Source organism: Psychrobacter arcticus 273-4 (assembly GCF_000012305.1).
Lineage (GTDB): Bacteria > Pseudomonadota > Gammaproteobacteria > Pseudomonadales > Moraxellaceae > Psychrobacter > Psychrobacter arcticus.
This window is the reverse complement of the sequence record NC_007204.1, coordinates 733,196-754,626: the sequence shown is the minus strand read 5'-3', so window position 1 is coordinate 754,626 and position 21,431 is coordinate 733,196. Positions and strand designations below refer to the sequence as shown.

Sequence of the window (21,431 nt, the reverse complement as noted above, 5' to 3'; positions counted from 1 at the left end):
TTTAGCCCTTATTTCTGTGTGTCTTTACTTAATAGATGCGTATATTGTGAAAAAATCTCATTTAAACTCAAAATGAGCATAAATATAACGTAAAGTTCATTGGCTCGCAAGAACATCTCACCAATTGAAAGTTTCAATAAATTTATAGGGTTTGAAAATGATAAAGATTTTGAGGCTATTTACGTTTTGGCAATTTGCTGTCCATCAGCAAACTTTGTAGTTCAATATCATGGCGAAAACGATAAAGCTTGGCTGGGCGACCACGCTGGGCGCTGCTACTCTGCCCTGTTTCTAGCACAAGATTTTGCGACTCAAGTAGACGACGAAAGTTTTGCTTATGTAAGCGCACACCAGATAACGCTTCAATGCTTTGCTGCAACTGTGACAAGGTAAATACATCTGGCATCAATCCAAAAATGAGCGGTCGATATTCAATTTTTGCACGCAACCTTGAAATAGCAGTCGCAATCACCCGGCGATGGTCATAGTACATCGGCGACCCTATGAGCTGTGACCAGTTATTAGGTAATTTAAAGGCCTTGCCAGATTGAGCATTGCTAGATTGAGCATTGGACAAATAGCTTGGTGGATAAGTCGGTGCTTCTGCAATAAGACCTGCTTCATACAACATCTCATAGCGCAGAAGGACATGTTCTGCAATCCATTCTCTATTCTCGTATTCTTTGTTATTTATTGTCTGATTGTTGCTCTCTGTATTTGAAAGTGCGCTTTTATTTTGAGCGGCATTATTCAGAATCGTTTCACTGACTCCCCAACACAAACCAATACGCTGACGGCGACGTTGCTTGACCTCTGTCTCTTTTGCATCATCTGCCCAGCTTAATAACGCTGGTACGATATGTTCCATAATGATAACCGGCATACCATCTAGGTGATTTTCCCATGGGAAATAATCATACCAATCACGCCATAATGCTTGGCTCTGTAGCTGCTGCGTTTGCGTCTCTTGCACCAACCCCAAATAGCTGACATATACCAATGCATGACCATCGACATTGCGTCTATTGGTATCGACAAAGGTATATAGCTGCTCTAAATAACCGAGCGGCTGCTGCGTTTGTTCTTCCACCCATTGACGCACGCCCGCTTGCAACGAGCGATGCAACGGCATAAGCGGACCATTAGGCAAAAGCTTGCCTTGATCAACGGTTAAAACGCGCGCCGTATGTTCAGTAATCGCAACCAGCACTGCGACAACTTCCGTCGTGCCGCTACCTTGTTGATGAGCATGTGAATAAGACAACGTCATGACGTTAATGATTACCTTTTATTTTAATTGTTAAATAAAGCTCAATTGATAAGCCATTGACCATATGCTCAGTATAGCTTGAATCAATGATTATCATAGCTTGTGGTTGTAATTATACAAAATGAGTCCTGCATAAATGATAAACGTATAAAAAATATCTTGTATTTATGCTCAAAATGAGCATAATTAAAACAGTTTATTTTTAGCGGTATTTACTTGACTCAATTTTAGCGGCAGATGACATGTCGTTACTGCATCAAAGGTTTGCACTTATGAAAAATTATCCGTATGACGCGCCGATTATGAGTACTGACAATCGCATTGCCACTCAGATGAATATCGAATATGCCAAAGCAAAAATGCCTGCCGACTTACCGCGTGCAGAACGACTAGTGGTTGAAGAGAGTATTAAACAGCTATTGAAGGATAACAATGCCGTACTAGTCGCGCACTACTACGTCGACCCTTTTATTCAGGATTTGGCATTGGCTACCGGCGGCTGTGTTGGTGATTCGCTTGAGATGGCACGCTTTGGGCAGGCGCATAGTGCACAGACACTGGTAGTCGCTGGGGTGCGCTTTATGGGCGAGTCGGCAAAGATACTCAGTATGGAAAAGACCGTCCTGATGCCAGACTTGGAAGCGGAGTGTTCGCTTGATTTGGGCTGTCCGGCCGATGAGTTTTCTGCCTTTTGTGATGCGCATCCTGAGCGTACGGTGGTGGTTTATGCCAATACCAGTGCAGCGGTGAAAGCACGAGCTGATTGGGTAGTTACCTCCTCAGTCGGTATCGATATCGTTCGTCATCTACATGCGCAAGGCGAACCTATTATTTGGGGTCCGGATAGACACCTGGGTAAATACATCGCTCGTGAGACTGGTGCAGATATGCTGCTTTGGCAAGGCTCATGTATGGTACATAATGAGTTTAAAGCGACTGAGCTTGAACAACTGAAAGCGGAATATCCTACCGCAAAAGTATTGGTGCATCCAGAATCTCCAGACAGTGTCGTTGCGCTTGCCGATGTGGTTGGCTCGACCAGTAAACTATTACAATCTACCTATGAGATGGATGCCGATACCTTTATCGTCGCAACTGATTTGGGTATCTTGCACGAAATGCAAAAGCGCTCACCAAACAAACGCTTTTTGGCCGCACCGACTGCGGGCGAAAGTGCCAGCTGCAAGAGCTGTGCTTTTTGTCCATGGATGGCGATGAATGCTCTACAAGGTATCGAGCAATGCTTGATTAATAATAGCGGTGAAGTGTTGATGACGCCTGAGCTAGCAGCCGCAGCGAGAAAACCATTACAACGTATGCTTGATTTTGCCGAATCGCAAAAACAGCGGGTAGCGGCAAGTGGTGATATCGTCAAAGACCGTCAGCTTTTTGCAAATGTTGGGGCAGCATAATATGAGTGCGCTAGAGTTGAATGGCGAAGATAACGGTAATGTGCCTCAGAATCCTGATGCTGTCATAAAGACAGATGTACTCATCATTGGTGCAGGGCTTGCAGGACTAAGTACCGCGCTTGCTTTGCCAAAGTCGCTGAGCATTACTGTATTAAGTAAAGCAGCACTGGAAGTCTGCTCAAGCCATTATGCTCAAGGCGGTATCGCCGCAAGCTTAGATAAAAATGACTCAGTCGCTGACCATATCGCTGATACACTAATCGCTGGTGCAGGATTATGTGCAGCGGATAATACGGCAATTATTTTAAGCGCAGGGCAACAAGCCGTTCAATGGCTATGTGAGCAAGGCGTACCCTTTACCCAGATTCCTCAAGATAATAATGGGCAAAACCACAGCGCAAAACCTGTCACTGAACTACAAACTGCCAATTTGCATCTAACCAAAGAAGGCGGTCATGGCTGTAGACGCGTTGCCCATGCTGATGATGCAACGGGTCGCCACGTTATGGAAGCCTTAATGATAAAAGCGCAAGTCGCGTCTAATATCACTCTATTGCCCTATCATGAAGCGTTAAGACTTTTAAAAGGAAATAATGATAGCTCGTGCCAAGGTGCACTTGTTTTTGACCATAACAGCCAACGCCAACTTACCTTTCATAGTCGCGCCGTTGTTTTAGCTAGTGGCGGTTTAGGGCAGTTATTTCAACGAGCTAGCGCGCCCAATGTCTGTGTCGGTGATGGCGTTATGATGGCGTGGCAAGCCGGTTGTCGCTTGGCAAATTTAGAATTTATCCAATTTCATCCGACGGGGCTAGCACTGGATGATAGCAGCTTCTTGATATCAGAAGCTTTACGCGGTGAAGGTGGTCGCCTGTACTGTCCACAATCTAGCAAGCGCTTTATGCTCGCTATTGATAAACGTGCGGAATTAGCGCCACGAGATATTGTGGCTCGTGCGATAGCTGAGCAAATTAACAATAATGGACTTGGCTATGTGTATCTAGATGTTAGCCACTTACCAGCCGTTTTTTTGCAGGAACATTTTCCGCAAATTTATGAGACGCTATTAGCACTTGGTATTGATATGACCAAAGAGCCCATTCCTGTTGCACCAACGGCTCACTATAGCTGTGGTGGCGTAGTTACTGATGCCAATGGCGTCACTGACGTCGCCGGTCTTTATGCTGCTGGTGAAGTCGCTTATACAGGCTTGCATGGGGCAAATCGTTTGGCAAGTAACTCATTATTGGAATGTGTGGTGGTTGGACGTAATATCGCTACTGACTTACCACGCTATTTAAAAGCATTAGAGAATTTAGATCCGGTTGCCATTTATAATAGCTCGGATTTAGCAGCACCTACCGTTTGGACAGCACCAACGCTTAAAGACATTCAAACGATTAAACCACCTTCTGCTACTGCATCTCCATTTAATTTATCTGCATTTAATTTACCTGCATTTAATTCATCTTATTGTGATGAGGATTATATTGACAGCAATATCGTTACTGATGAACAGGCTGCCAAGATAATCACAGCGTTAAAATCTTTGATGACATCAAACATGGGTATCACTCGCACTGCCGAGTCATTAGAGCAAATGTTGATGCAGATACAGCAATGGCAAGAGTGGCTTGAAAAAATCGAATTAAGCCAGTCCAATATAAATACTCCAAATGACGCTATGACGGCTGATAGGCTAATAATTTTCCAATTAGCAAGGCAACTACCATTAGCGACTTTAATTGTTCAGTCTGCTTATCAGCGCCTTGAAAGTCGTGGTGGACATTATCGGACAGACTATCCTCACTTAGCAGCCACTGCTCGCATTAGTGTGATTGAGCCATTATCAGACCAAGCTATTCTTCCAATAAGTGATATCATTTATTGATATCAACAACACCTTTTAAAAAATGCCGCGAGCCCTTCACCATGCAAAGCTTAGTTACCCTTGTTTTGGTTTTAATGCCACTATTTATTGGCTTTGCCATTCCATCCAATCCAACCCTGACCAAAATTGCCGATAACAGCTTGTCTTATTTGGTCTTTATTATTTTAGGTTTGATTGGTATTGAGCTGGCGCAAGTTGAAGGGCTTGGTAGTCAGGTAGGTGAAATTGCTCTTTATGTCACGATACTATCGATATTGACGATTGGAACTGGATTATTTGGGCTGATGCTGTTTGACCGTTTGCGTCCGTGGCATGCCAAAAAACCCAGTGTTAAGTCTAAAGAACATCGCGTTAGTATTCGCGGCAGCCTTACCCAAGTCATCTGTGTGGTGATAGGTTTTGTGATCGGCTACTTCTTGCCAGCCAGCTATATGCCACCTGAAAATACCATGACGGTGATGCTAATGCTATTAATCTTGCTGGTTGGTATCGGACTAAAAGGCTCGGGCATTACTTTAAAAGAAGTCCTGCTCAATAAACGCGGCGTTGAGATGAGTATTATCTTTACGCTCTCGGTATTGGTTGGCGGACTTATCTTTGCACTGATGTTTAGCGATGTCTCTTGGACTAAGGGAATGGCACTGGCATCAGGACTTGGTTGGTATTCGCTATCAGCGATTGTGATGACTGATGCTTATGGGGCGATTTGGGGCAGTGTGGCGCTGTTTAATGACTTGATACGTGAGTTTTTTGCGTTGATATTTATCCCCGTCTTTATGCGTAAATATCCCTCTGCTGCGGTCGGACTTGGCGGTGCCACCAGCTTGGACTTTACCTTACCTATTATTCAGCAATCAGGCGGTCTAAAAGTGGTGCCATTAGCGATTAGCTTTGGCTTTATTATTAATATTGTCGCGCCAGTGCTGATGGTAATGTTTTCGGCGTTGGGGTAGATACCTAAACCCCACTCGCCTGCTTAGCAAACAGGCGCATTAAAGGTTTAATTTTACTGACCCGATACATACCTTCATTACGTAATTGCTGAACAGGACGTATCTGAGCCAGCGAGCCAGCAAACAGCCAGTTAAGCGCCGAGAAGCTGTGCATCATCAGACTATTATGCGGACGACGCAAACGCTCATAGCTACGCAAAGTTTGATTGGCACCCCAAAGCGTACCGCCACTACGGTTATAATCATGAGCCAATTGTTTGCTTAATGCTCTCACATCAAGCATACCCAGATTTAGTCCTTGTCCCGCCAGCGGATGCACGCCATGCGCCGCATCACCAATCAATACCAAATTATCCGCGACATAGCTTTTTGCCTGCTGTGCTGCTAGCGGAAAACTGGCGATTGATTCTATTTTATGGATAGCACCAAGCTCATAATGACTGGCAGCGGCCAATTTATCAGCGATGTAGCACGGGTGTTCCGCTACCAATGCCAATGCCTGATTACGTGGTAGTGTCCATACGATAGACTGCCAATGCTGTGGATTGGCCTTGTCTTCATCGGTGATATCAGCGAGCGGCAACAGTGCCAACGTCCCAGTAGGTAGCATGGCTTGACGAGCAGTTGCTAGATGCGGCTTTTCGGTTTGAATCGCGCAGCAAATCGCGGTTTGATTATAATCAAGAACATCCAGCTCAATGCCTGCTTGCTTACGAACAAACGAGCCGCGACCGTCAGCACCAACCAAGAGGCGTGCATCAATCACATCGCCATTATCTAATGTCACACGGTAGCCTTGTGTCGCACCGAGCCAGTCCATATCGACAACTTTGTGCCCAGCGATAACGGTTAGATATTGACTGACATCAGGCGCTGATAAACGCTGCCATAGTGCGTGCTCAATGACTGCAGGCTCAACCATACTACCGAGCATTTTTGGCTCAGTGTTATCATTATTATTAGCAACATTGCTATTACCAGTACTGCTATTAGAGTCACCACTATCGCCAAACAGTAACTCGCCCATACCATTCAATTGCCAAACCTGCATTTGTGAGTAATCAGCTTTACGCTCTGACGCTGCTATCTTTTGCCAAGCGCCAACCTCTTTTAGCAAATGAATACTGGCAAGGCTAAGCGCATAAACACGCGCATCACGTTGACCAAGCACTTGCTGCCAATCTGCCTCGCTACGTTTTGGGCGTGCATCAATAAGTGTCACGGGCTTATTGTCTTGTGCCAGTTTAAGCGCAAGCGTCGCGCCAACGATACCGCCACCAATAATCAGCGTATGGTTATTTTTCATAAAACACCCTTTGTATTGCTATTGATGCTCTCCGCTCATATTTGAAGCAGTTAGCAACAGCTGAATTTTTGGATTTCTTTAGTATATAGTAAGCCCAGTATAAAAAACGATACAGCGGGACTGGAATGAATTTTTTGCAGCCTCTGTCTGCGCAGGCACAGCACACCAGAAAAATTTATATTATTAGCACTGCATCGTTTTTAAATTAAATCGACTATAACTTATAAAATTATTAAATGGACAGCACTTATACGAACTATGATTTTAAGCCCATCGCATAATTTGCAATGAACGGTTTAATATTCGGTAATTTATCAAAGGCAACCAAGGCGACATTACGTGCCAGCTTCACGGCTGGATTTGGATGCGTAAAGCCATGAACGACTGCATCACAAAAACGAATGACGCGCTTTTGGTCCTTTTGACGGGCTTTTTCATAACGTTTTAGCAGTGTTGGATCACCAATATCGGCGCCTTTCAACACTTGCGCGCTCATCATCTGTGCCAATACATGAGCATCGCGCATACAGAGGTTAAACCCTTGTCCCGCAACTGGATGTAAAGTGTGTGCAGCATTACCCATGATGACGCAGCGACCGTCGACTTGCTTGTCTGCCAGCACCCGTGTCAAGGGATAAGCCCCGCGGCGACCAGCGGTCTGAAACGTGCCAGCGCGCGCGCCGAAGGCTTGCTGCAAAGTCGCTAAGAAATGCGCATCGTCTTCTAAGTATTGCGTTTCTTCTCCCGTCGGACAGACCCAAACGACTGAACGTCTGAAGCCAGTCTGGTAGTCATCATTGCCGTCGCCTTTTGGATCAGTCAATGGCAATACAGCAAGTGGTCCTGCTGGGCTAAAGCGCTCAATCGCAATATGCTCATGAGGTTTATCCGTTTCTACCACGCCAACGATAGCTGTTTGCTTATAATCGTAATTGGTGGTACCGATATCTAATAACTGACGCACCGTAGAATCACGACCATCACAGGCGACCAAAACGCTGGCTTGCAATTGCTGCTCATGCTCTTCTGCACCATAGTAGCTAAAACTTAGGGTCACACTATCGCTTTGCTGGTTAACAGCGATCACATCCGCATTATCAATAAGGGTAATCAGCGGCTCTTGCTGGGCAGCAAGCAGCAATTTACGTCCAAGCCACGCGTTTTCCATCACTTGTCCAAACGACTCTACCTGTTCATCGGCTTTATTTAACTGTGCGCGCCCAAAGCTACCTTGCTCACTAATCTGTACCGCATCAATGCGGCAAGCATGGCTTTGTAGCTCATCCCATAGTCCAATCTCTTGATAAATCTGTACCGTACGCCGTGACAATGCCGTATTGCGGCTGTCTAAATAATGACTGCGTGTGCGGTCATCATTTGGGCTGATGGTTGGATAGCTGTTCTTTTCAAGCAAAGTACTAGCGATACCATGATGCGCCAGTAATAAAGCAAAAGACAAACCGACATGACCGCCACCAGCGATAAGTACCTGCTGCTCAGTCATCGCAGCGTGTTTAATATTGTTAGATTTTGACAGATTTTCTTCAGTAGTTTGCATCATTATTATTCCTATATCGCCCATTTAGCACGCTTTTACACGTGATTGTTATTCACTCAACATTTTATTTTATTCAAAAATCTATTGTTCTTTGAACATATTAAAAAATTTCTAATATAGTAGATGCACCTTTAAAAGAATACAGTGCTACTGGAATTAATTATTCGCAGCCTCTGTCTGCGTAGGCACAGCAAGCAAGAAAAATTAATACCAGTAGCACGTTATAATGTTTGTATTTCTTTCACTTAAAACTCACTATAGCGTTATCACCTAGATAATAGATTACCACAAATCTCCTATCATTCTGTGGTCTTGACGGTATCCATAGCAGCTATAAAAAATTCTTTCAGTGTGACTGCTGAATGCTTTCGTCTATCGTTGCAATCACCATACAAAAACAAAGCCGTGCTTACATCTATAGTTGAAATACTTTAAAGTCGCTACCGTATTGCTGGTGTAAATTTTTTGCCGCCTCTGTCTGCGTAGGCACAGCAAGCAAGAAAAATTTGCACCAGTAGTACCTGTTGTATCGATATTACTTTTCACCGACTATATATAGCTTGAAATTTCAAATCTATCTACCATAATGAAGGCAGGACATTTACTTATTATTCATCAAACTTACTATTCATTAAACTAACCGCTGCTTTGCCGTCATTTTCTGTTATCTAAAAGCCCTACACTAAAAGCAATAAACCAAAGAACATAAAGCACGACTCACTATTTTATCTCTGAAGCCCGTTTGACTATGCAGCATAAAAGCAATAACCATAGCAGCGGGCAACCAATATAAGGATAATCGCTTGACTGACTCCATGAGCCGCCGCATAAAATTTGAATCCTTGACCCCAGCACAGCTCAAAACCGTGCTTGGCGAATACAACAATCACATGAAATACATTCAACAACGACTCGATATTAAAATCAACCAACGCCAAGGTGATTTTTGTCTGAGTGGCGATATATTGGGTGTCGAGCGCGGCGAACGTATTATTTATAAAATGGTCGACGAAGCGCAGAACACCAAAGACATCAGTGCAGAAGAGCTACACCTCATCATCCAATCGAGTCTCTCGCGCGATGAGGATATCGAAGAAGATGCAGTGCGATTAGTGGATGAAGAGAAAAATTTAGACGCCCCAAGTGATTTTACACCTATCAGCTTGCGTACGCGTAATGGAAAGATCATCCCACGCGGTGGCAATCAGCAGCGTTATGTCAGAGACATTTTATCGTCTGATGTATCTTTCGGTATCGGACCTGCCGGTACCGGCAAGACCTATCTCGCGGTTGCTTGTGCGGTTGATATGATTGAGCGCAATGAAATTGAGCGTATTTTGCTCGTACGTCCTGCGGTAGAAGCTGGCGAAAAACTGGGCTTCTTACCCGGTGATTTAACCCAAAAGATTGATCCATATTTGCGTCCTTTATATGATGCGCTATATGAGATGCTTGGGTTCGAAAAAGTGGGTAAAATGCTTGAGAAGCAAATCATTGAAGTTGCCCCACTTGCTTATATGCGTGGTCGTACGCTTAATAACTCATTTGTCATTTTAGATGAAGCGCAAAATACCACACCTGAACAGATGAAGATGTTTTTGACACGTTTAGGCTTTGGCTCACGTGCGGTGATTACCGGTGATATTACACAGGTCGATTTGCCACGTGGCAGTAAGTCAGGGTTGGCACAAGCGATGGAAATCTTAAGTGGTATTGAAGAGATTCATATCACAAAATTCGATTCAAAAGACGTCGTGCGCCATCAGTTGGTACAAAAAATCGTTGAGGCTTATGATGTCTTTGATGATGAGCAGTTTGCCTTGCAGGAAAAGCGCAAGTTTGAGCGTCTTAAAGAGCAAGAGCGCAAACAGGCAGTTGCTGGTGCCGCAGCCAAACTTTAATCTCTCTTAATAGACGCATATTGGAAAAAAACCGGATTTGATATCCGGTTTTTTATTATTAGATACTTTTTAATTGACATAGAAATAAAAGGATTAGGGCATGAGCCAAGCCAACCATAACGATACTCACAACAATATTGACGATAATATTAATAACCATTTTAATGATAGCGAAAGCTTAGACACGCTCGATATCAGTGCCAGTGACAATATTGATGACGAGGTGTTAGATGGCTTTTATCATCGTGAGCAGCTGCTATCTGTGATGATGGCAACGTTAGACTATATCGATGAACGGGTAAAAAAAGGTCTGATATTGCCGTACTTTGACGATATCGATACTGAACAGTGGCAAGAGAAGATTAAAGCGTTAGATATTTATATTACGGATGAGGATGAAGGTCGCGAGCTGAATTTGGAAGCACGGCAAAAAGACTATGCAACCAACATCCTCTCCTACCCAAGCGACTTGCCAGCAGCAATTATTGGACTGATGCCAACGCTACCACTTGGCGAGCTGGTCATTTGCCATGCTGTCATGGTACGTGAAGCAGCAGAGCAAAATAAAGCGGCAGTGCAACATATCAATCACTTATTAGTCCATGGCATACTGCACCTGCTCGGTTTCGACCATGAGCTCGGACAAGCCGAGCAAGATGAGATGGAGCGCTTTGAGATTGAAATTTTGGCAGGGCTCAATATCCCAAACCCTTATAATTAATCTTTTTTCGTTAGCAGTTTTTGCGCTTGATCCATTTGATTAATCATCTGGTCAAGTCCTTTAACATGGACATTGCGCTGCGGGAATGGAATATCAATTTTATTATCGTCTAGCGCATATTTAAACTGTTCCAATAGATCGCACTGCATTGACCACCAATCATCATTGGTTGTCCAAACATTCAAGGTTAAATCAACGGAGTTATCGCCCAAGTTGGTAACGCGGATAACCGGTGCAGGATCAGTAAACGCCTTCGGATTGCTGATTGCCAAATTTAGCATAACATCTTTGGCAGTTTTGATATCAGCATCATAACCAATACCAACGGTGATATCGACGCGGCGGTTGGGCAATGCGGTGTAATTGATGACCGCTGAAGTGGTGATATCACTATTAGGAATGATAACATCATGATTATTAATCGTCGTTAGATGGGTATTAACCAAGGTAATTTCTGTCACGGTGCCTGTATAACTACTGATTTGCACATAGTCGCCGCGTACAAAGGGGCGAAAGGTGACAATCATAATGCCCGCTGCAAAATTAGACAGCTGATCTTTAAGCGATAAACCAATCGCAACCGCTGCACCGCCTAAGATAGCAACGACCGAGGTGGTTTGTACCCCAACTTTACTCAGCGCTGCCAACACTACTATCACTAGTAACATGCCATAGATGAGCCGACCTAAAAAATTGGCGACTGTATCATCTAAGTGACTGCGCAACATAATCTTATGCGTGAATGTCACCGCTTTTTTGGCAAGCCAGCGCCCTACAATGAATATTAGCAGCGCTAACGCAACTTTGGCAGCAAGGCTCAAAGCGTTATTGGTTAAGGTGGCAACATCAAGGGTAAAACCTAAAAATTCCATATAAACTCTTTACTCTATATCTGTGTGTTATCTATTTAATACTGTAAAAATGCAGGGCTGCTGGTATTAATACGTCACTTCTACCGTATCACTATAACGATAGGTACGTATCAGACGCAATTCAACGATGTCTTTCATGTCCGCGGTAAATTTACCAAATGGCGCGGCTTGTCTAACTGATTGTTTAGCCGCCTCATCTAAGATGGTTGAATTTGAGCTCTCAAGCAAACGGATGGCCTTGATATTACCGTCGTTGGCAATGATCACCATCAAGCGCACTTCGCCCGTAATACTTTGCGCTCGTGCTTGGGCAGGATATTGTAGGTTGCCAACGCGCTCAACGTGCTCACGAAAGGTATTGATATAATCTGCCGCGGCGCCATGTGTCGTTGAGTTACTGTCCATGGTCACCACTTTTGATTTGGTGGCATAGGTTTGTTGACGCTGAGACAGCTGTGCCTCCAAGGTAGCGATTTGCTTACGCAGGCGCTCTTCTTGCACCCTCATATCATCTTGCGCTTGCTTACTGTCATTATCAGACTCTACGCTTGCGTGACGCCAGCTTAGCGTCGTGCGCAGGTAGCTTTCTTGATAACGCTGCTGGCGCACTTGCCGCTGCAAGCGAATCACATCTTGCGTCTCACTCATTTGTTCAGCGGACAAAGGACTGCTTTGGTCGGTTTCTTGGCGCAATTGCTCTTGCACGGTGCCGCCGCCTTGCTGTGAAGCATTGGCAATAAACTGCGCATCTTCATTTGGCTGCATATTATCCGTCAGGGCTTTAGCAACGTCTTGCATCAATCCGGCAGGGTCTTGCCCCATCGAAAAACTGACACCAAAAATAATCAACGCATGCACCGTGATGGCAATGACAATCGCCATCGGCAAGCTGATATCGCGCTTTGGTGCTTGCGCTGAAAAATGGTAGCTCTGTGAGTCTTTAATATACACCGCAGTCAGTCTCAGCTTATGAATATAAAGGCGGTCATCAATAAACGTGGTAATATCCATATCTATTGCCCATGCTGGCGCCATCATAACATGACATAGAATTGTGTCGCTAGCACAACCGTATACCGTAAATTCACAGTAGCCTCTCAACAATTTATCATTGCTTACAGTGAGAGGTATAGATTAAAAAGACCATTCGTGATTGTTATGGATATGAGCGAGGATAAAGCAGTGCTTTGCCCAAGTGAAAGACGAGAGCTGGGCTCGAGTGACAAGCTTTCATAAACGTATCCAAAAACCGCTCAATAGACCCGGCCATCGCATTCTTTGGTTGCCACCTTATAGCTCTGGCTTAAACCCCATCGAACGAAAGTGGACGCAGATTGAATTTTGATGTCAAAGATGGATGGAGAATAACTTAGATAAACTGTTTTATGATATGGGCGGTATCGATTTTATATTGAACTGATTATATTTATAAAAATAACTCATTTTTTGTTTATTAAATTCTGTGCAATATAGTAACAATATAGTTTAAATGCGTTAACTGGGAATAGAGAAAAAAATGAGTGAAACAGCAGATTTATTTCGTAACGAGCAAAAAAACTTTCAACTTAACGCTTGTGTTGGGAACAATGGCTGGAGAGGAATGTTTGCTCATATTGAAGGTTACCAATCAGCTACGTTGGTAATGTTAGAATCGATCTTATCTCAATACAATCCTGAGATTGATAGTATCACACCTAAACAAGCTTTTCTTTGGAGCATAGATACAGCAGTTTATCCTATCTTATTCACTGCTAGACATTTTGTTGAAATTTATATTAAACAAAAAATAAATACTAGGCCGTGTTGAACATTCATAATTTCAACCAAAGATAAGCACAAGCAAGGGCCACCGTATTCTCATAACTCTGCTTGAGCTTATCAAATCTGGTTGCAACCGCTCTGTAGTTTTTTAACTTAGCAAAAGCATTTTCTACTAAGTGTCGCGCCTTGTACAAGTGCCAGTCCATATGGTTGTTGGTGGACTTAGTATTCTGTTTACGAGGAATGTTATCACAGCAACCAGCTTGTTTAATATGGGTTCGTAGCGCATCAGAATCATAGCCCTTATCGGCACATAGAATGTCTGTATCGCTTAAATCCATCTTATCCATTAAGTCTGGTGCCACCTTCACATCGTGAATGGTGCCATCTGATAAGATAAAAGTGATGGGGTTGCCATGAGCATCAACCGCTAAGTGAATCTTGGTCGCGCGTCCTACCACACTTAAGGAATACTATGAAAAATTCAGACCAACCACTACAAATAGACATCGTATCGGATGTTGTTTGCCCTTGGTGCATCATCGGCTATCGGCAGCTAGCCGAGGCATTGAAGGACACCAATACCGCGCATGAGATACATTGGCACCCGTTCGAGCTGAACCCTAACATGCCAGCCGAAGGGCAAAATCTGCGTGAGCATATTATCGAAAAATATGGCAGCAGCGTACAAGAGTCGAATGAGAGCCGGACTAGGATGGCCGCAGCAGGAGCAGACGTTGGCTTCGAATTCAACTTTACTGATGATACGCGCATGCACAACACCTTTAATTTGCATCAACTGTTACATTGGGCGGATCAACAAGGCCACATGCACGATTTAAAACAAGCGTTATTCACCGCCCATTTTACCAATAATCGCAACATCTCTGATAACGCTGTGCTCGCGGATATAGCAGCGGAAATCGGCTTAGATCGTGCCGAAGCGTTGGCCGTTGTTGAAGATCAGCGCTTTGCCAAAGACGTTCGCGAGGCAGAACAGCATTCAGCACAACAAGGTATTCAAGGTGTGCCAGCAGTTATCTTTAATGGTCGCCATTTGGTCAGCGGTGCCCAAGGCATAGAAAACTTTACCAGAATTCTAAAACAGTTGGCCGAAAATCCCGACTAAACTCTCTTTTTAAAACTGTTTTCTAACGCTCCTATCTGCGGGGCTTCTGTTGAGCACTCTATAAAGTGCTCTTCCAGATTTAGTCGCATCGGATCTGACCTCATGTACTAAGCAAATTATTTTTAATAGTTAAGTTTGAGGAATAGGATACACTTTGTCATAGGCCAAATTATAGACAAAGGCATATACCACATAGAAGCAGGCCATAGCGATATCCATTATAAAGGCTTCCCACAGGCTGATGCCTAAGTACCAGGCAATCATCGGCATAAATAATAACAGCAGACCGCCCTCAAATATCAGGGCATGAAATACCCGTATTAGCATTGTCTTATGTACCTCTCCGTGCAGCTTTAGCATAGCGTGATCGAACAACAAGTTATAAAAATAGTTCCATACCGTGGCGATAGTTGAGGCGGCGATAGCTATGACCCCCATCGTTTGTAGCTCGTAACCGAAAACTAAGCTTGCCAATGGGGCTAAAATGATTAGACCTATTATCTCAAAGCCTAAGGTATGGCGAATACGATCTTTAGTAGTACGCATTAAACTTCCTAATTAATTCAGTCATTTATTGACTAATCTTATCTCTTAAATCCTCGTATCCAAGTTGAATCTGCTATTCACGCTGATAGAAATAAGCACTGAGGCAACTAAAAAAGCGTTATGATTTGTCTAAAAATAGTTTATTAGCTAAATCCCGTACGAAACAAGGTGCCAACAACGACAAAGCTTACTGACAATAAGGTCACCAAAATAATATTTATTGAAAACGCGTTCAGCGTATTAGCTGATAAGGTTGGGATGACCCGGAAGCGTGCGTGTAGTGCGACTATAACAGTCGCTAGCAACAGCAATAATTTGAGACTGATGAGGATGCTAAGGTCATTATCAAATGTGAACCAGGCGCTTATATCGGGTATTAATCTATATGACATCCACAGCCCCGTTATTATTTGAACTGCTAACGCTGGCATACCGACCTTTTCAAAATGCTGCTCGAACTGTAGCAACACATCGATATCGCGTGATGACAGCGCTTTGGGCAAAATAACTAACGCTAAGATTAAATGACCACCTGTCCAGATAGTCGCCCCTAATAAATGTACGATTAGTATATAGTTGAGCATAACGTTGAATTCTGTAAAAAGGAGATTAATTATGAAACGTGCCAATCAATTACAGCCTTTGTCTCGCCAGCATCATCTTGGACTACATGTAGGCCGTCACGCTAAAGAGTGCGCTGACAATCCGCAAGAGATTGCCGAACATTGGCAAGCGCTGTCCTCTTATATGAGTGACATGCGCAATCACTTTAAAATTGAAGACAATCTAATCGTTGATGCCCTACTGCCTCATCAATCTACTCAGCCTGACGTGGCGTCCGCACTTGAAACGTTGGAAGAACAGCATCAGCAGTTGAACGACTTGACGGCAGAGATTCATGCCTCTCAAGCGAATAAAGATGGTCAGCCTACTGATAGCCTAGTCACTGATAGCGTAGTCACTGTAGACCAAGTCAGACAACTTGCTAACCTGCTCTATGATCATGTTCGTTTTGAAGAACGCGAGCTCTTTCCTATCGTTGAAAAGTATCTGACAGAGGATGAGCTGAATGCTGTTTATAATGCGAGTCCAGATGATATTAAACATTTAGATGAGCGGCGCTAGATTGCACGTTATTTGAATGTCATAGTTAAACCACTTTAAAACAGATACAGAGTAGCTGGGAAAATTCATTCCAGTAGCACTGTGTTTTTTTAAATTGGACTAAATATATCTCACATAGACCGTTTTATGGACGCTGATTTAACTTATTAACGCTGGCGATTAAAGCGACCATTATCATGCCCATTACAATCAGAATGATGGACATCGTATGGGCAGTCTCATAATTAAGCGCCTCTACTTGCTCATAGATAGCAATGGAGACCACTTTGGTTTCACCAGAGATGCTGCCCCCTATCATCAGTACCACACCAAACTCGCCAATAGTATGCGCAAAGCTAATTAGACTGCCAAGAACAATACCAACCCGAGCTTGCGGTAACGCCACTCTTATAAAGCGTTTCAGTCGATTGGGCTCTAATAACTGGGCGACTTCCATAACGCTTCTTGGAATCCGTAAAAACTGCGCATAGACAGGCTGTACATAAAACGGTAGCGAATAAATAATCGACCCTATCACTAAGCCTTCAAAAGTGAATATAAATGGGCTGATGTTATGCTCGGCAAGCCATTTGCCGATGCCGAAATTCGGACTCATGAGTAATAATAAATAAAAACCAATCACGGTAGGCGGTAACACCAATGGCATGGCAATGACGCCCATTAATAATATCTTAAGATGCCCGACGACATTGCCCCGGCTGGGCTTAGCCAACCAGTAAGCTAGAGGTGTCGCAAACAATAACAAGCACAAGGTTGTCACACCGGCAAGCTTAATACTTACCCAAATTGGGCTGAGCATGTCTGATACAAGGGTTTCAGATATCATAGTGTCACTGTTTACTCACCGTTATCTTGCGTGTTATTCGTCATACTGTTCATTATGCACTCTACAATAACCCTAAAACTTATCAGCAATAAGGCGTGTCAGCAACGATATTTAGAACCTCATTGCTCACACGCCCTAGTCTATAAAACTAACAGAAAGAGTATCCATTAATTATTTAACGGCTAAATAACCTGCTTTTGAAAAGTATGCTTGGCCTACAGGAGAGCGTATATAGTCAGTGAAGTCTGTCGCTGTAGCACCATCAGTGATTACCATACCATCTTGTAAAATAGGCGGATAAGCATTTGGTGGCAAGGTATAAAATTGTTCAGGTGTGGCTTTAATCGCCGTAATCTGTGATTGCGCGACAAACCCATAATCAACACTCCCAGTATGAGCATATTGAAAGGCTTGACCAATATTCTCAGCCTGTATTATGCGTTTTTGCTCATTTAGTGAATCATAGATATTTTGTGACTGTAGATACGCTTTTGCAGACTCGCCATAAGGGGCAAGCTCAGGATTGGCTATCGTTATTTTACTATCAGGGTTTGCCGTAAAGGCCTCTAGGCCGTTCATAGGCGTAGTGACACTGTATAGCGCCAATTGACCTTGAGTATAAGTGAATGGTTTATAAGTCTTTTCACTTTGAGGCCTTTTATGAGCTAACTCGTCCGCTAACTTTGCAGGGAACGTTTGATTGGCGGATAAGAATATATCATAAGGGGCGCCTGAGGTTATTTGGGCATATAGCTTACCAGAAGAGGCAAAAGTGACCTCTATGTCTTGATCAGGCAATTTCCTATCTGCTTTATAAGCTTCAACAATATCAGGCAATACATCAAATAGATTAGCAGCAGCAGCAATACGTAGCGTTTCGGTCTGCGCAGTCGTATCATTAACCGCAGCTTGCGCCGTATTCGTGGTACTTTCTTTGGCACAAGACGTGAGTGTTAACGCCAAAAAAGTAGAGGCACTAACCGTTAACAAAGCTTTAAATACGGTTGTAAAATGCGGTATTAAAGTTTTAGTATCACCATCGTTTACTGTATTAATTTTCATAGCTTACCATCTGTAGAATCCAGTTTTTATTTGGCATATATTGCTAAAACGACTAAGCAAAAACAGTCCTATGACCCTTCTTACTTAGCCGTTATTGGTTGCTCATTTTTACTTTTTACTTAGCTACTGTCACGCAATCACTGTCACTCAACCACTGCTACTTAACCATTGTTGCTTAGCCATTTAGAGGAGTCATCCTCGTAGTATTCTTGCTTCCACACGGGAATATCAGCCTTAATAGTATCAAGTATCCAACGACAGGCATCAAACGCAGGATAGCGATGCGCAGAAACCACCCCGATCCATACGGCTATATCACCTATCTCTAACGCACCGATACGATGAATAGCAATAGCATGGGTGATATCAAATTTATTCTTTGCCTTTTCAATAATTTGCCGGCCTTGATTAACGGCTAATTCTTCATAGCCATAATAACTTAAGCGATCGACACTACTGGCATTATTGTGATTACGCACGCGTCCTTCAAAGCTTACGAAGGCGCCGCAACTGTCATCATCAAGCATATCTCTGAGTCTACTCTCATCAATGGCGATATCTAATAAGGCAAAGCCATCACGCTCAGCGATCATATAGGCGTCATCGACGCTACGGCTTATGTGCATGGATTGGCTATGCACATCTTTTTTGTCGTGCTCTGCTTTATGGTTTTTTACATCAGCATCTTTATTGCTATTGTTCACACTATCTTCCATCTCTCATCTCTCATCTCTCATCTCTACTTATACAGTCTTTATTTATATGCTCTTTATTTATACAGGCTCTGCTTATCGTTTTCATTCTATCCATTCACGCATCAAATGCGCTATCAGCCACCGGCTACCGGCAGGATAAAGACCACATTATCGCCATCATAAATGGCTTCATTCCATTTGACAAAGTAATCATTTACCGCGACCCGTAATTGGGATTGTGGGCGGCTGAAACGATGCTTTTGACTTAAGTGTTCATACAAACCAGTGAGTGACAGTGACTGCCTTACGGTAACCTTTTCCTCATGGCACTTGGCTTCATCAGCCAAACCAGCAAAGTATAAAATATTAATATCCATAGTGGCATCTGTAATGCTCATAGAGGTCTCCCTGGTTGGCTGACTGTCTAACTAAATATCTAAATTGAATCAAACTAAGGATTAAATCGAAGAACAGTTATAATCCGATTTGCCACCCGTTTTAGTAATAAGGCGAATGTCATCAATAACAATGTCATGCGACAATGCTTTGGTCATATCATATAGGGTCAAACAAGCAATACTAACAGCGGTTAAGGCTTCCATTTCTACGCCTGTTTTATGAGTGACTTTTACCGTTGCCGTCACTGTAATCGCATGAATGCTATCGTCATAATCAAAAGTTAAACCAATTTTATCTAAAGGTAGCGGATGACAAAGGGGAATAAGCTCATGAGTGCGCTTGGCCGCCATAATACCAGCGATATGTGCGGTCTGAGTGATACTACCCTTCTTAGTCATACCATCGGCAGCTTTGATTTGCGTATAGATGCCTTCTGGAAAACGTACTTGCCCTGTGGCGTGGGCCTCTCTAGTAGTTACTGTCTTGCCACTCACATCGACCATATTAATGTCGCCATCACTATCCAAATGGGATAGACCAGATGCGGTTAAATCAGTTTGCGTGTTCTGTTCAACATCGGTATTAGAATTAGGATTCATCGGCATAGTCTCTTTACTCTTTAAAAGTCTCGTTATTTTATAGATCATATAAAGCGGTACAGGCGCGCTTAAAGTCTTCAGGGGTATTAAAGTTAGTTAGTGGCTGCCATTCTTTTACAATTGAAATAGCCTGAGTCATCGGTTTAATAAACGTCATCACTTGCCGTTCCCCACTATCAATATAAGTCTTTAAATCAGTCTCAACACTCAAGCAATAAACTCCTAACAACGGATATAAATAGCGCTCATCGGTTAAACAAATTACTTTTTTATCTGATGATTCTGCTATAAAGGGCTGTAACTTTTGCCATAAATCAGTAGCTGGAATTAAGCTGTCACAACTAATGACCATCAACCATGATGAGTACTCATTCTTTAGTGGGCCAGCGTCAGTTGTATTTGCCAACGGCTGTTTTACTAATGATTGCTTTATTAATGGCTGCTTTATTAATAATTGTAGCGCTGACTCAATCGCGACTAATGCTCCCCCAGTACCGTTATGCTTATGGCTATCGCTATTATCGGCAATAGTCGTTGTAGAACCATAGTCAGCAACATGGGAAATAGGTGACTCTGAACGCTTTAAAAGCAATTCTGGCATTACGGTAAAACCGCGCTCATTATCAGCAATAATAATAGGTACGTTTAAATCGATAGCGTGTCGCACATGATAATCCAGTAGGCTTTCGTTGCTAGGCAGAGTCAGCTTGGCTTTGGCTGTGCCCATGCGTCTGGACGCCCCTCCTGCCAAAATTACCACACCGGCCAAGCTTTCTAATCTATTCAAACTATCTAGGCTATTCAAACCCTGTAAGCGATCTACCCTATCAGTCATGGCTAGGATTGATGCGCATAAAATGGGGTACGAAATTACACGGACGGGTGCGGCTATCGAACTGGTCTTTTAATATGCCTTCCCAACCAGTACGGCAAGCCCCTGATGATCCAGGCAGGCAGAAAATACCGGTACCGTTTGCCATCCCTGCAACCGCTCGCGACTGTACGGTAGACATGCCAATATCGTCTTTTGAGATCAAACGGAACATCTCACCGAAACCATCAATGGACTTGTCAAATAACACATTAACCGCTTCTGGCATGCTGTCTCTAATATAAAAGCCAGTACCGCCGGTGGTGATAACCGCATGGACATTGGGATCTGCAATCCAGCCACTGATAACAGCTCGAATATGATAAATGTCATCAGTAATGAGTTGGCGATCTGCTAACTGATGTCCCGCTGACATCAGCTGATCGACCAGATATTGACCTGATGTGTCTTGTGCTAAAGTGCGAGAGTCAGAAACAGTTAAAACAGCAATACTAAGCGGAATAAATTCTGCAGCGGGCTTGGACATAAATTTTCCTTAACGAAAGCAAAAAAATAAATAGATAGAGTTAGTTC

22 protein-coding genes and 1 pseudogene are annotated in these 21,431 nt (G+C 43.3%); 8 read left to right on the top strand and 15 right to left on the bottom strand.

From position 1 onward, the window contains the following. Positions 1-175: 175 nt before the first annotated feature. Positions 176-1,270: an NUDIX hydrolase gene (locus PSYC_RS03320; RefSeq protein ID WP_011279921.1), complete on the bottom strand. Its 1,095-nt coding sequence runs from the start codon at positions 1,268-1,270 to the stop codon at positions 176-178. A gap of 272 nt (positions 1,271-1,542) precedes the next feature. Between PSYC_RS03320 and nadA the strand changes: the two genes are divergently transcribed. From nadA to PSYC_RS03305, 3 genes are read left to right on the top strand one after another with little or no spacing between them, the layout of a single operon-like run. Beyond that, complete coding sequence (gene nadA / locus PSYC_RS03315) at positions 1,543-2,682, top strand: quinolinate synthase NadA (RefSeq protein WP_011279920.1); 1,140 nt, start codon at positions 1,543-1,545, stop codon at positions 2,680-2,682. Position 2,683: 1 nt separating this feature from the next. Beyond that, the gene (gene nadB, locus PSYC_RS03310) at positions 2,684-4,573 is read left to right on the top strand and encodes an L-aspartate oxidase (protein ID WP_011279919.1); all 1,890 of its coding nucleotides are present in this window, start codon (positions 2,684-2,686) and stop codon (positions 4,571-4,573) included. 41 nt (positions 4,574-4,614) lie between these two features. Beyond that, positions 4,615-5,526 carry a lysine exporter LysO family protein gene (locus PSYC_RS03305; protein WP_011279918.1) on the top strand — a complete coding sequence of 304 codons (912 nt, stop codon included), beginning with the start codon at positions 4,615-4,617 and terminating at the stop codon, positions 5,524-5,526. A 4-nt stretch (positions 5,527-5,530) separates the two neighbouring features. Here the strand turns inward: PSYC_RS03305 and PSYC_RS03300 are convergent, their stop codons facing one another. Beyond that, positions 5,531-6,832, bottom strand: a complete 1,302-nt coding sequence (locus PSYC_RS03300) for an FAD-dependent monooxygenase (RefSeq protein WP_011279917.1) — start codon at positions 6,830-6,832, stop codon at positions 5,531-5,533. Between the two features lie 256 nt (positions 6,833-7,088). Further along, positions 7,089-8,390, bottom strand: a complete 1,302-nt coding sequence (locus tag PSYC_RS03295; protein ID WP_227500368.1) for a UbiH/UbiF/VisC/COQ6 family ubiquinone biosynthesis hydroxylase — start codon at positions 8,388-8,390, stop codon at positions 7,089-7,091. A gap of 803 nt (positions 8,391-9,193) precedes the next feature. On the opposite strand from PSYC_RS03295, the gene PSYC_RS03290 reads away from it, so the two are divergent. Next, on the top strand, positions 9,194-10,291 hold the full coding sequence (locus tag PSYC_RS03290) for a PhoH family protein (RefSeq protein WP_264622162.1): 1,098 nt from the start codon (positions 9,194-9,196) through the stop codon (positions 10,289-10,291). Between the two features lie 100 nt (positions 10,292-10,391). After that, positions 10,392-11,012 carry an rRNA maturation RNase YbeY gene (gene ybeY, locus PSYC_RS03285; RefSeq protein WP_011279914.1) on the top strand — a complete coding sequence of 207 codons (621 nt, stop codon included), beginning with the start codon at positions 10,392-10,394 and terminating at the stop codon, positions 11,010-11,012. Here the strand turns inward: ybeY and PSYC_RS03280 are convergent. Continuing rightward, the gene (locus PSYC_RS03280; protein ID WP_011279913.1) at positions 11,009-11,884 is read right to left on the bottom strand and encodes a mechanosensitive ion channel family protein; all 876 of its coding nucleotides are present in this window, start codon (positions 11,882-11,884) and stop codon (positions 11,009-11,011) included. The two genes, ybeY and PSYC_RS03280, sit on opposite strands and share 4 nt — an antisense overlap. Before the next feature lie 66 nt (positions 11,885-11,950). Further along, a complete protein-coding gene (locus tag PSYC_RS03275) occupies positions 11,951-12,922 on the bottom strand; it encodes an energy transducer TonB (protein WP_011279912.1) in 972 nt (323 codons plus the stop codon). Positions 12,923-13,400: 478 nt separating this feature from the next. Between PSYC_RS03275 and PSYC_RS03270 the strand changes: the two genes are divergently transcribed. Further along, positions 13,401-13,691: a hypothetical protein gene (locus PSYC_RS03270; RefSeq protein WP_041757532.1), complete on the top strand. Its 291-nt coding sequence runs from the start codon at positions 13,401-13,403 to the stop codon at positions 13,689-13,691. A gap of 4 nt (positions 13,692-13,695) precedes the next feature. Here PSYC_RS03270 and PSYC_RS03265 read toward each other — a convergent pair. Next, positions 13,696-14,115: pseudogene (locus PSYC_RS03265) on the bottom strand (IS5 family transposase); the annotation flags it as partial. Positions 14,116-14,120: 5 nt separating this feature from the next. Here PSYC_RS03265 and PSYC_RS03260 point away from each other — a divergent pair. After that, positions 14,121-14,774: a DsbA family oxidoreductase gene (locus PSYC_RS03260; protein ID WP_011279911.1), complete on the top strand. Its 654-nt coding sequence runs from the start codon at positions 14,121-14,123 to the stop codon at positions 14,772-14,774. Positions 14,775-14,903: 129 nt separating this feature from the next. On the opposite strand, the gene PSYC_RS03255 is transcribed toward PSYC_RS03260, so the two are convergent. Together PSYC_RS03255 and PSYC_RS03250 are read right to left on the bottom strand one after the other, a co-directional pair. Beyond that, entirely contained in the window at positions 14,904-15,320 is a 417-nt protein-coding gene (locus PSYC_RS03255) for a PACE efflux transporter (protein WP_011279910.1), read from the bottom strand. A gap of 143 nt (positions 15,321-15,463) precedes the next feature. Beyond that, positions 15,464-15,904 (bottom strand): CopD family protein, encoded by a 441-nt coding sequence (locus PSYC_RS03250; RefSeq protein ID WP_011279909.1) that lies wholly within the window; start codon positions 15,902-15,904, stop codon positions 15,464-15,466. A 31-nt stretch (positions 15,905-15,935) separates the two neighbouring features. Between PSYC_RS03250 and PSYC_RS03245 the strand changes: the two genes are divergently transcribed. Beyond that, the gene (locus PSYC_RS03245; RefSeq protein WP_011279908.1) at positions 15,936-16,445 is read left to right on the top strand and encodes a hemerythrin domain-containing protein; all 510 of its coding nucleotides are present in this window, start codon (positions 15,936-15,938) and stop codon (positions 16,443-16,445) included. A 124-nt stretch (positions 16,446-16,569) separates the two neighbouring features. Here the strand turns inward: PSYC_RS03245 and modB are convergent, their stop codons facing one another. From modB to moaB, 7 genes are all read right to left on the bottom strand, one after another. After that, the gene (gene modB / locus PSYC_RS03240; protein WP_011279907.1) at positions 16,570-17,271 is read right to left on the bottom strand and encodes a molybdate ABC transporter permease subunit; all 702 of its coding nucleotides are present in this window, start codon (positions 17,269-17,271) and stop codon (positions 16,570-16,572) included. 171 nt (positions 17,272-17,442) lie between these two features. Next, entirely contained in the window at positions 17,443-18,333 is an 891-nt protein-coding gene (gene modA / locus PSYC_RS03235) for a molybdate ABC transporter substrate-binding protein (RefSeq protein ID WP_011279906.1), read from the bottom strand. 161 nt (positions 18,334-18,494) lie between these two features. After that, positions 18,495-18,959: a molybdopterin synthase catalytic subunit gene (locus PSYC_RS03230; RefSeq protein WP_041757932.1), complete on the bottom strand. Its 465-nt coding sequence runs from the start codon at positions 18,957-18,959 to the stop codon at positions 18,495-18,497. A gap of 203 nt (positions 18,960-19,162) precedes the next feature. Then, complete coding sequence (locus PSYC_RS03225; protein ID WP_011279904.1) at positions 19,163-19,426, bottom strand: MoaD/ThiS family protein; 264 nt, start codon at positions 19,424-19,426, stop codon at positions 19,163-19,165. A 60-nt stretch (positions 19,427-19,486) separates the two neighbouring features. Next, entirely contained in the window at positions 19,487-20,026 is a 540-nt protein-coding gene (gene moaC, locus PSYC_RS03220; protein WP_049750916.1) for a cyclic pyranopterin monophosphate synthase MoaC, read from the bottom strand. Between the two features lie 37 nt (positions 20,027-20,063). Next, positions 20,064-20,861: a molybdenum cofactor guanylyltransferase gene (locus PSYC_RS03215; RefSeq protein ID WP_011279902.1), complete on the bottom strand. Its 798-nt coding sequence runs from the start codon at positions 20,859-20,861 to the stop codon at positions 20,064-20,066. Next, on the bottom strand, positions 20,854-21,384 hold the full coding sequence (moaB, locus tag PSYC_RS03210) for a molybdenum cofactor biosynthesis protein B (RefSeq protein ID WP_011279901.1): 531 nt from the start codon (positions 21,382-21,384) through the stop codon (positions 20,854-20,856). The genes PSYC_RS03215 and moaB overlap by 8 nt, the downstream gene beginning before the upstream one ends. Between the last annotated feature and the right edge of the window lie 47 nt (positions 21,385-21,431).